Origin of the sequence: Leptospira yanagawae serovar Saopaulo str. Sao Paulo = ATCC 700523 (assembly GCF_000332475.2) — a bacterium.
In the GTDB taxonomy this organism is placed as follows: Bacteria; Spirochaetota; Leptospiria; order Leptospirales; family Leptospiraceae; genus Leptospira_A; species Leptospira_A yanagawae.
Genome location: NZ_AOGX02000029.1, coordinates 109,827 through 121,466, shown reverse-complemented (window position 1 = coordinate 121,466; position 11,640 = coordinate 109,827). Strand labels below are relative to the sequence as shown.

Genomic DNA, 11,640 nt, shown 5'->3' with positions numbered 1-11,640 from the left:
TTTCAAATTAATATTTTGGTTTTAAAAAATGCAAAGAATGTTTTAATTTTAGAGAAAGGATTGCATATAACATGATTAAACATACCGTAGAAAATAATAAATAACCAACATTTCCTGGATACAGGAGTAAAAAGATAAAACTAAAAATAAACGGGTAACTAAATATCACTCGAAATAAATTCCTTTTCCTACTTGTTAACTCTACACTCAGTATAAAAATCAATACCCAAACGATTTGAATGTAATTCGCTTCAAACCAAGTGTTTTGGAGTTTCGAAACCAACAACAAACAATAAATCCGAAGGAAAGAATTCAAAATTTCATTTTTACGAAAACTAACGATTCCAAAAATCAAAACAATAAGTAAAATCGAATATTGAGGAACGGGAGCACTAGGGGAAATTCTCTCATACAAATGCGTATCTGTTTGTTTTAAAAAATCATGAATTTCGAATTCGAGTTTTGCCCAATTGATGTTTTCACCTTTGACCATAAGTTCTAAGGTTGGTTTTCCGTTGATTTGGTAAAATCGATTCAACAGTTTCACTGGAGAGTAATTCCGAATTGAAGAATCAAATATTGTTTGATTCAAAGTTAACTTTTTCATCTGTTTTAAATAAGGATCTAAATTTTCCCAATGATTCACCTGAAATTTGATATCTATCAATCTTCCGTTCCATAAAAACTTTCCTAACAAATTGGGTTGCAATGTATAAATATCTTCTTTTATCGAAGTTTGGTGTGAGTGACCAAGGAATACTCGGTAAAATGAATTTGTTTTGAATTCTAATCCTTCGTGCGAAGGTTGGAAACATAATACAACATCGGAGATTTCACTTTTGTATTGTAACCACGGAACTAACTGCATGAGATCCGATTCCAATTTCGCTAAATCATTTTGTGTGAACCGCAAAATTTGAGACGTATCGGCATGGTTTCCTTCTACTAAGTGAAAATAACCCAATTCTGTTGGCAATTTTCGAAATGGAATTTCCAATCCATTCAGTTTATTTTTGAAATAAAACTCAGAGCGATAAGGTTTTGGAATGACAATGAGTAAATCTGTCCAATTGCCATCAATCAACTTAGATTCCACTTGTTTTGTGATCCGGTAAACTTCCCCTTCAGAAATATAATTTGGAAATTCCAATTTTGCATACTTCATAAAACTGTCTTCCATTGCAATTGGTTTTGACATTCCAGCATCATATAACAAATACAATGTGGTAAAAATCAAAACAAAAAGAGAAAGTGCCACTTGGTAAAACTTAGGATTTTTCATTCGTTTTCCATTCCACTTTTCAAATGCACACAAAATCTTTTCTTCTTTTGCCCTTCCCAATGGGAAAACATGTTTCTCACAAAAACAATCGCAGATACGAAATAAAATCTGAGAAAATAAAAGTAATAAACCATAAAAAATAACAAGTTTCAAAACGAGTAAAGGGACCCATCCAACTAAAACGGAGAGCCCAAGTAAAATTAAAACTAGGAAGAGCTTCGTACCTGAAAGTTTCCATCGAAGTCTCTTGGAAAAAGGTAAGTGTAATTTAAAAAACAAAATAATAATGAAACTAAAATTACCCAATGTTAGATGGAATACAGAAGATAAAAAAAGATAATACAATACTGATATATAAAAAATGATCATGAGTGCCGATAGTTGGAGCCAGTTTTTTTGATATAACCCTAAAAAAATAAAAGATAGAAGATCCAAAAAAAGCAAAAGGAAGAACAACTCCTTCGCGTTTTCAATAAAAATTTGTTTCGAAACCATAATGATCTTCCAATGGGAATGAACTTTGAGTAAAGTTTGCAGTTGAATTTCCAGTAAGAGAAGATGAAATGCTGACTTTGCATAAACCATAACTGTTGATTTTGATTCACCATTCACGCGAACCGCAGATTGTTGATTGGTATCAGTCAGCTGGAAATGTAATAATGATCGTATCCATTCTGGACTTTTTTGGTTTTGTAAAACAACTCCATCCCTCCAATCATCAATGGAATTCGGAATTGTTTTTAAGGAAATGCGACCACTTTCTACTTCTTTTCCAATCCCATAATGACTTTGTTTTAAATTTTGGAAAACTTCCGATAAAGCTGGCAGTTTGTCAGTTTGGAAATCGTTTCCATTTACCTGAACAACAACTTCTTTTTCCATCCCAGATTGGAAGTTTACCGATGAAACCGTTTCCCAATTTCTCAATATCAGCTCGAGTTCCTTTTCAGAGGTAGCATCGTAACCACCTATCTGTTCTAAAACGATGAAAAAAGAGGACTTATCTTCCCTTGATTGAATACGAGGGAAATGTACATCGTTTGGAAACTGGTTTTGATTTAATATGTATACATTGCGAAGTGTTTGAATGAATTCTGAGAGCGAATTGACCTTATCCATCTGCAAGTAGATTTTTAAGATACCATGATCGGATACAAATTGACGTTCCCTATATCCGTTTACTGTTTTCAATATTGTCTCCCATGGTTTAGCAATTTGTCCTTCAATTTGCAAAGCAGATTTGCCTGGCCAATGATGAGAAATCTCTAACTGCAAAAATTCATCTTCCTGATTCTCGTCTTCAATGGAAATTTGATTCGAATAAAAAAGAGAGAGGAAAACTAAAAAAGCCAATCCAGAGACAAACTGGTAACGATAATTCTGAATGATGGCAAATGGCATAATTTCAATCGAAATTCTTTGCAAATAACTTTGGATACAAAGTATAAAAATAGAACAAGGAAACCGAAATTCCAACAAACATCGATATTGCAATAGAACGAACAAATTCCATTCCAGAAAGATTCATAGCGATAATAGGTAACAATCCAAAGACAGTCGTACCAGAATTCAAAAGGATTGGCTTTTCTATCCAATTGAGCACCTTTGTATTTCGTATCTCTGAATTTTTGATGGAATTAAATTCTCTCCACTTTTCATCATAAAGTGAGATATTATCCACAGAAATTCCAAGAACAATGACAATCCCAATATAATGTCCGAAATGGATTTCAGAAACTAACAAAAATAAAATCAAAATTACCGAAAGAAAAACAATCATACAAATAAAAAGATGCAAAAATGGTTTACGAAATGATTCATAAATTGCAACTAATAACAAATATACGAAGGAAAATGAAATCAAAAGCAGAGAAGATAGTGTGGTAAAAAAATTTACAATTTCATCTCTCCTCGAATGTAAGATAAATTGGAATCCATTTGTTTTTTCTTGTAAAAGATCTTGAATCTGACTCATGCCTCCGAGCCATTCTAAGTAAAATAAACCTGATTCCCTCTTGTATTCTTCGTAAATGGTTTCCACTTTTTTATCATAAACATCTTCATATGGAACCGATTTTGTGAAACTAAATGTTTGAGTGGAATCATTCTGATTAGAATTCTTTTTTTTCATAACAAAATCTTCTTTCCAATTTGTAGAGAGGTATAAATCCTCCTTTTCACCCAAACCAATGGATCCTAAATACTTTGCGTGATTGGCATATAAAATTTGCCTGCGGAATTCGTCTGGATCTGAATCTTCCATTCCAATTGGAATTTTCTTAGGAGTCAAAAATTCCATAAAAATTTGTTTAGGCTCATATGAGAATATTCCACTGAAAGATTGTTTTGTTTGTTTGATTTTCTCATAGAATTGCACAAGTAAATTCCAATTTGCGTTTAAGATGGTAAGATGGTCTTGTGATTGGAAGGGTAACGATTTTGAGATTTCTGATGGAATGTCTACAATCTTACATGTCCACTTGGATTCAGGAAAAAAATGAGTGAGTTTTGCCAAACATTCCCAGGAATGATTTTCTCCCCAAACTTTGATTTGAAAGGGAGTTACCGTTTGCGTTAAAGAATTTGTTTTTTTCCCACCAATGGGCAACACCAACAAATTCAAATTTGATTCTTTCGTTTTGCAGGCATTTGAGAGTCGAAACAAAACTTCTTCCAACTCCTTGTTAGAAATCATTTGTTTCGGAAACAATTGTATGGTTTTACCAACAGGTAATGGCTCGGGGTAAATCAAAAATTTCGGAAAGTAGAGAAACAAAAAAAATAAAACAGGAAATCCTAAAAGGGAACTATATCTCCAAACAGATTTTTTGTTTAAAATTAAGGGAACTATTTTTCGGAACCTTACTAAAAAGGAAAATGTTTTCGAAGGAAGAGGATACTTCGAAACGACTCGTGGCAAACTCAGATAAAACAAGGGAACAAAAAAGATAGAAGAACATAAAGAACAGAAAATTAACAAAATAATACAAAAACCAATATCAAAAAAAAATTCTCTCCATTCATGTACGTATAAAAGAAGTGGTAAAAATACGATAATGGTGGTGAAGCTGGATGAGACCAATGATGTCCAGATAGAACGAATCCCTTTTTCCAATACTTCAAATCGCTCCAAAACTTCCGACTTTCTCCACTCCGTATCAATTGAATAATACGTTAAATTATTGGCATCAAACAACATTCCTATTCCAACAGAAATACCACTCAAACTAAGTAAATTTATGGAAACTGAAAACAATAATAAAAGATGTAAAAAAAGAACAAGGGTGAATGTTACAGAAACTGATAAGATGATCACTCCATGTAAGTTTTGGTATAATCGATAAGAAAAAAATAAAGCCATACCAAAACTAATCAGAAAAAAAAAGAAAAACTGGAAGAGTTGGGCTTTCAGTTCCGATGCAGAACTCGAAATAATCTCTATTCCTTTTAATCCTTGGTTTTCATTCACAACACTTTCAATTTGGTTTGCAATCTGTAGAGGATTGTGTTTTGGATCAGCAGCGATTCGAATGTAAATGCACTCCTCACCTTTCCATCTCGTAAGGAAATTCCTCCCAGAAGGAACATTTGTGATTCGTGAAACTCGATCTAAAGGAAAAAATTCACCATTTCCTAAATGTATCGGAAATTGTTTTAAAGTGAATTGGTCTGCGATTTCAGACTGGAATTTAATTTCCGTTGCATCCTTCGCTCCATAATACTTACCTAGCGAACCATTTTGAATGCCAGTTTGGATTTGAAATTCCAAATCTCTCAGTTTGATCGGGAAAAAATTGAAATAGTGTTGGTCCATTGAAATGAGTATGTTTGCTTTCTCATCTCCAAATGTACTAACACTGCTTACACCCGAGATTCTTTCTAATGTTTCGATAATCCCACGCAATTGATAATCAAACTCTAATGGATTTCGATTTTTAGATTTGGGGATCACAATTTCTGCGAATGGTTGTTCGTATTCACTTCTTTCTGATAATTTTGGCGTATTCACACCAATAGGAAGGGATTCCTTTATCTCAAATAATAATTGGTAAAGACCATCTTTGAATTCCGAAACTTTGGAACCAAATTGTAAATCAATTTGAACACTAGATTCACTATGAATAGAACTTGTTCTGATTTTTTTTACTGATTTTAAGGAAGAAACTCGATTGGAGATTGGCAAACTAACAGTTTGGTCCACATCCAACGCAGAATGATTTGGAAAATCAGTCACAATAAAATATCGTAGAGATGTTAACTCGGGAAGGAGTTTGATCTGAATCTCTTGCAATCGAAAGAGTAATACGATAAAGATAAACAAAACAAAAACCAAACACGATCGATTTCGTTTTTGATAGACCTCATACAAGCGTATCATAAAGGTTGGATTTCAAAGGCATCTAAAGGACCAAGTCCCGCGATGACTTCTGATTCGGTTTCAGAATAGGTTTTAATTTGAACAAATCTCTTTTCGATTCCGGTTTCTGATTTCAAATGGAGATAAAAACCAGAATTGTAATCACCAAACAAAGATCTAGTGGGTACCAATATTTTTTCTTTTTTTGCGGAAGAACTGATTTTAACGATTCCAAACATACCAGGCAACAATGATTGGTAATGTTTAATGAGTTTTGCCTTGATCATAATCCCATGGGATTTAGGATCTAAATATCCATTCATCTTTTCTAATATTCCGATGGCAATTGTCTGATTCGAAATAGAAGGAAAATATTGGACCTCTTTTTTTAACTGAATTTCTTTTAATTCTCTTTCACCCACATGGAAAGAGACAGAAATTTCATTCTTTTCCATTAAACTCATGAGCGGTATATGACTTGTCACCTCACCTTCTTTTACACTCAACTTTAGAATTTTTCCCGAACTAGGAGCATACAATTTGGAATCATTTTTTAATTGTTCATTGGCTTTGATTTGGTTTTGGATGATTTTGATATTGGACAAACTGAGTTCATACTCTGCCCTCTCCAAAACTGTGTTTTGGTTTTTCCATTCTTTTAACTTTTCGTCAAACGAGATCCTGTTTGGATCGGATGGAACGGATACCATCGACAACAAACTCTCTCGCTCTCTAATTAAATTTTTAAATTGGGTCAGTTTTGTTTCTTCTTCCAGTTTCAATTTTTCATATTCTGGACTCGAAATGTAACCCTGTTTCCAAAGGATTTCTTTTTTTGATTTTAGATCACTTGCATAGTCGTATTCCTTTTTTGCCAATTCCACCCATTCTGTTTTTTTATCAATTTCTCTTACCTTCACTTCTATTTGTTTTTTAGCATGTTCCCATTTTTCTCGGGTAATCACTTCCTGAGATTTTGCTGCAATCAAATTGATTTGTAACCTATCACCTTCCAAACGAATGAGTTCATCATCTAACTCGAGTAAAAGTTGTCCTATTTTGACGGACTGGCCTTCTTCTACATGGATTTTTTTGATACGTCCAGGTTGTTTGCTTTGGATGAAAATTTCTTTTGATGGTTCTACAACTGCGGGAAATTCCATCATTTCATTCTCTTCCACAATACGAGGATTTATGAAATGACGACTCTTATTTTTGTTTGAAGATTCAATTGATTCGATTGTATTTTTTTCAAAAACTGAGAAGACCAAAAACTTTGATAGCAAAGGCAAACGATAACGAATGTTTTTTGGCGCAAACCTTGAATAGAAAAATGAAGCCAAAAGGAAAATAAATGCCAGGATCAAGATACTTCGGATTTTTTGATAGAGGACTTTTTGTAAAAATTTAAATTTCATTTCCAAAGTACCAAAACCATCAGTAAAAAGCTAAGTGGCATGAAATAACCTAAAATCGTAAATCTTAGTCTGTCAGATAATTTCGTATTTGATAATTGCTTTGATACCAAACGGGAATAGTATTGCACAAACAATGACAATAGTATCATCCAAAAGGCAAAAAGGATCATCCCATAATCATGATTCGAATTGAATGCTCCCAAAATTTTGTTTCCCAGAAACAAAATACAAAAGAACATAAAAAAGGATCGAAACGAGATTGTTACAATCGAAACCATTTGTTTTTGCCATTGATAACGAAAGGGATAAGAAAGAAGGAAGAAAACAATACAAGAAAAGGATATAAAGCTAAAAGCCAAAAAATAAATACTAAAAATTTGGAATGGATACAGTTGCCAAAAAGGGATGATTGATTTGTTACCAGTTTGTTTTGTAAGTAAGTTATGATTTTCCTGTTGGAAGGCATCCCAGTTCCATACACAATTTAAAGAAAATAACAAAGTGTAGGTAACAAAATAAAACCAAGGTTGGGATAACAATTGCGGAAGGAAAATGGAGATCCGAAGGGACCAAACTGTTGGGGACAACAGTCTTTGTATGAATGAACCAATCATTTGCGATTTAACTCCTTCTCTAATACATCCAATGTGTTCCGAAAAGCGTTCACTTGGGCCAAAAAAAGTTTTTTTTCGCTAACGCTGATTTTGTGGTTTTTCACACGAAGGTATAAAAGGATGGCTTCAGGAGAAACCATAACCAAATCCATTAATTGGTTTAATTCTGCTTCGTTTACATTCTCATCCTCACCAACAAGTAATAACACCTTGAAGTAAAGTAATACCAACTCCGGAGGATGGATTTTTGAATCCTTCCAAACTAGAAAAAATTCCTTCCATTCTTTGAGGTAAAATAATGATTTTAAATAGAGAATGGATTCTTTTGGGTGAAGCCCTCTTTCTTTCGATTTACCAGCCAAAATAGAACGAACGACCGTCAGGTGGCCTGATAAATAAGCATCTTTCAGGATTTGATACTCTTTCGTTTCCGAAGGTTCACCACGATGACAAGTAATCTGAGAGCCAAATAACAATATACTAGTGAAACAAACCCAAATCGACTTCATAGTCTTCCCTCTTGTTTCGATTTGAGAAATGGAAAACGATTTGGATTTTCCCAGTTCCAATCAAACCGTTCCATTTCATTTTCTATGATATGAATCCATAACAACCGAACCTGAATCAAGTTCCTCGTCTCAGGTTTCATAAACCGAACGAAAACAAGTTCAGGGATTCCCTTTTCTTTTGCGATGCGAATCCAATGTTTGAGTTTTGGTTCATAACTTGACTTTGATTGGCTTAATTCAAATTCTAATCGCTCTAAATGATCTTTTGCATTCGGGGCTTCGTGAAGGGCTAAACTATATTCTTCTTTTGGAATGACTTGGAAGCCGTTTCTTTCAAATTCTTCACTGATCGAAATTAAAATTTCTTTTTCTAAACTATAATGGTCTGAAAAAATATGCGAAGCAGTCGGCACTAGTAGCAATTGATTCCCATCAGGGATTGGATACTTTAAATACCCAACTGCTTCGCCACAGGAGATACAGGAAACAAAGAATAACACAAACAAACGAAATTTGGAATTCACTTTGCCTCCATCTGGATCACAAACGCATGTGGCATTTTTTTCCCAAAACTTGACTTAGCATCAGAATCCAAACGAAATTCATAAAATGGATACAAATTAGGAGAAGAAGAGGAGTTTGTGAGATTAAAATCCCCACCTGTTCCATTATTTCCGAATAAAGATCCATTACAACTAGCCTCACTTTCTGCAAATGAATAGGTTAGTTGTCGGCATCCATATGGAGATTGGGTTTGGCAATGGCTCCAGACCCATGAAGACAAACGTATGTTTGACGATGGGGGAGATATTTTTGTGAGTTTTGATGCGGAAATAACAGACGTGGTGTCCATATACTGGTTGAAAAAAATTCGAAAATTGTCTGTATTCACATCTGCACAAGCACCTGTTTCTCCCGAGTCGCCAGTGCCATCGTCACCACCTCGAAAGTAATATGATTCAGGTGTGAGAATGGGTAAGCCCGTACTCCAAAAACATGTACTTGCGTCCCAACGAGAATGTGAGCTAGAACCTAACTCTTGTATACCGATTCCACAATTTTGTGATTCCAAACCAAATCCGATGACAAAAGGATCCGTTACACCTTCTCCAACAAAAAAATCCAATCGTATTGGTTCTGAAGACTTTTTGCCATCCAAAGCCAATATTCCTGAAGGTAGGAGGAATTGGAAACGTGTAGAAGATGGCAATAAGGAATCAAATTGGATGAGAAGTGATTCATTTGTTTCCCATTCCAATCGATGAGAAAGATAAGGTTCAAAACGCAAAAGAAGTTCCACATTTGTTTTGTCCATGGGTTTGTTGAAAACAACTCTGAAATTAGGAGGCCCCGGTGTTCCAGTGCAGACAGATTCCGCAAGTCCTAACATTCTATTGATTTGAATTCCACCTGACAAACATTCATCGCGTGTTCCACTTGATAGGAAAAAAGAATTAATTTTTGGTTCTTCAGGTTCCACTACAGAAAAAGGAATGGAATACACTCGGTCCAAATCCTTTCCTTTTTTGTTCTCACATTGTTTGGTGAGACGGATCACATACCCTCCAGCAACTAAATTTTGATTGGGCAAAAACTTAAGTGAGAAATCCGTTGTTTCAAATTTTCCTTTCACTTGTGGTTCTAACGAAAAAGCGGATACACAAGATTGGATCTCCATGGGTTGGTTCCATAGAATGGAAATCTCAGTTTTGGATGGGACATCTTGGCTACCAGACGTTGGTGTAAAAGAAATCACCTTAGGAGCTTCATCTGTTGCCAAAATACTTAGCCATTCCTTAGAAGTTCCAAAATTTGAATCGCAAGAGAGGAGGGGAAAAATCAAAATAAGAATCCAAAAAAGATTTTGTTTAACGTTTCTCATACCTTTCCTCCCAAAGGAAAGGGTTTGGTTTCATCACATTTGGTTCCGGAGTTTGATTTTTTTCGATTGGATTGGAAAAACTCCACTCCTTTAATAGCATGACTAATTCGTGATTCGACTTCTCTTGTTTTAAGTGATAATAACGATTGGAAAAGGGATCTTCTCCTAAATACAAGGCCATTTCTAAAGCATAACTTAGATAAGCAAAATAATGTTCGATGGCCATTTCCAATGGGAGGAAAACTTCTTCTTCTAATTTCAAATATTCTAATTCAGATATTAAGGATAAGTTACGTTCCCATCTCTTTTTTTTAAGATTAGAAATTGCCGATTTTGTACATTCTAAATATAATAAATACTTTTGGTATGCTTCAGAAAGTTTGATTTCCGTTGTTTTACTATTATTCCTTAAGATCAGTTCGTTTTGTGATTTTTCTAAAAATGCTTGTTCATGACTTAAGTTGACATCAAATCTTTTTTTCTCTCTCCCGATTTCATCAAACAATCCAAACGATCCACTTTGAAAAGAATTATCACCGGGCCCTACGGGTTGCGGTCCATATCCAGGGATCCTTTGGATACCATTTCCTTCCGACTGGGTTCCGTTTTGCGAATTGGACGTAAAACTAGATCCACCTAAGTTTGCCTGTACACCAAAACTAATTCCATAAATTTCATTTTGTAAGGGAAAACCAGAATTCCCATTCCGGCCAACATAACCTCCCAAAAGAAATTTTGGTTTCCAATCATTTTCTAATGATTTTTCTTCCAAAGAGACAAGTTCCAATTGCAAACGACTTTTTTTTCGTAAGGGATGATTTTCATTCGTTTCTATATTGCTGAGAATGGGTGGATGGATTTGGATCCTTTCCATAAATCCTGGTTCTAAATGGAATATCTCTTCGGGTTCTAAAAACATTGATTGTTTCAATTCTAAATTGGCTAATAAGTGTTGAGATTTCGCTTGGATTCGTTTTGATGCAAACTCAGCCTCCCAAATCCTACCAACTTTTTCTTCTTTTGGAGCGATGATCCCTGAAGCCACTTCTGTTTTTTGTTTTTCTTTTTCCAAACCATACCGATCACTTCTCAATTGGTAGATCAAATCAATAAACATTCGTTTGTTGGCATTAAAATAGTGATTGGATATAGACTTAAATACCTTTTCCCTTATGATTTTTTTTTCTTCTACTTGGATGAGTTGTTTGATTTCAATTTTCTGTTTTTCTCGTTCCGTTTCTCCTCCATCGTAAATCATTTGTTGGATTTGGATCCGAACGTCTCGGTATTCTTGGTCAATTTGTTCTTTGTTCCGAGAGAATATGCCAAAATAATGAACTCCTAATTTGGGGAGGTATTGTTTCCATTTTTCTTTGAGCAAAATGGGGAATAATTCTGATTTGGTTTTCTCCAATTTTAGGTGGAGATTGCGCTCCATTCCAATCCAAACGCAATCCTCCCAAAACAATTGCCCTTCCGCACCCACTGGTAAATGGACAAAACTCAGAAGTAGTAACAAAAGCCAAAGACTTCGCCGCATATCGCTGGATAGGTGAAGGATTTTTATATTGGTTCCAA

The 11,640-nt window shown here is 34.6% G+C and carries 8 protein-coding genes; all 8 read right to left on the bottom strand.

Annotated elements, in window-relative coordinates; genetic code table 11:
* Window positions 1-7 precede the first annotated feature (7 nt).
* On the bottom strand, window positions 8-2,707 hold the full coding sequence (locus LEP1GSC202_RS14665; protein ID WP_156825395.1) for an efflux RND transporter permease subunit: 2,700 nt from the start codon (window positions 2,705-2,707) through the stop codon (window positions 8-10).
* Window positions 2,688-5,660, bottom strand: a complete 2,973-nt coding sequence (locus LEP1GSC202_RS14660) for an efflux RND transporter permease subunit (protein WP_039929103.1) — start codon at window positions 5,658-5,660, stop codon at window positions 2,688-2,690. Before LEP1GSC202_RS14660 ends, LEP1GSC202_RS14665 begins: the two co-directional genes overlap by 20 nt.
* Window positions 5,657-6,805, bottom strand: coding sequence for an efflux RND transporter periplasmic adaptor subunit (locus LEP1GSC202_RS14655; protein WP_244147738.1), 1,149 nt, complete (start codon window positions 6,803-6,805; stop codon window positions 5,657-5,659). Before LEP1GSC202_RS14655 ends, LEP1GSC202_RS14660 begins: the two co-directional genes overlap by 4 nt.
* Before the next feature lie 248 nt (window positions 6,806-7,053).
* The gene (locus LEP1GSC202_RS14650) at window positions 7,054-7,671 is read right to left on the bottom strand and encodes a hypothetical protein (protein WP_015678466.1); all 618 of its coding nucleotides are present in this window, start codon (window positions 7,669-7,671) and stop codon (window positions 7,054-7,056) included.
* Window positions 7,668-8,180, bottom strand: a complete 513-nt coding sequence (locus tag LEP1GSC202_RS14645; RefSeq protein WP_015678542.1) for a hypothetical protein — start codon at window positions 8,178-8,180, stop codon at window positions 7,668-7,670. Before LEP1GSC202_RS14645 ends, LEP1GSC202_RS14650 begins: the two co-directional genes overlap by 4 nt.
* On the bottom strand, window positions 8,177-8,704 hold the full coding sequence (locus tag LEP1GSC202_RS14640) for a hypothetical protein (RefSeq protein WP_015678447.1): 528 nt from the start codon (window positions 8,702-8,704) through the stop codon (window positions 8,177-8,179). Before LEP1GSC202_RS14640 ends, LEP1GSC202_RS14645 begins: the two co-directional genes overlap by 4 nt.
* Window positions 8,701-10,062, bottom strand: a complete 1,362-nt coding sequence (locus tag LEP1GSC202_RS14635; protein WP_015678517.1) for an Ig-like domain-containing domain — start codon at window positions 10,060-10,062, stop codon at window positions 8,701-8,703. Before LEP1GSC202_RS14635 ends, LEP1GSC202_RS14640 begins: the two co-directional genes overlap by 4 nt.
* Window positions 10,049-11,602 carry a TolC family protein gene (locus tag LEP1GSC202_RS14630; protein WP_244147737.1) on the bottom strand — a complete coding sequence of 518 codons (1,554 nt, stop codon included), beginning with the start codon at window positions 11,600-11,602 and terminating at the stop codon, window positions 10,049-10,051. The genes LEP1GSC202_RS14635 and LEP1GSC202_RS14630 overlap by 14 nt, the downstream gene beginning before the upstream one ends.
* Window positions 11,603-11,640 lie beyond the last annotated feature (38 nt).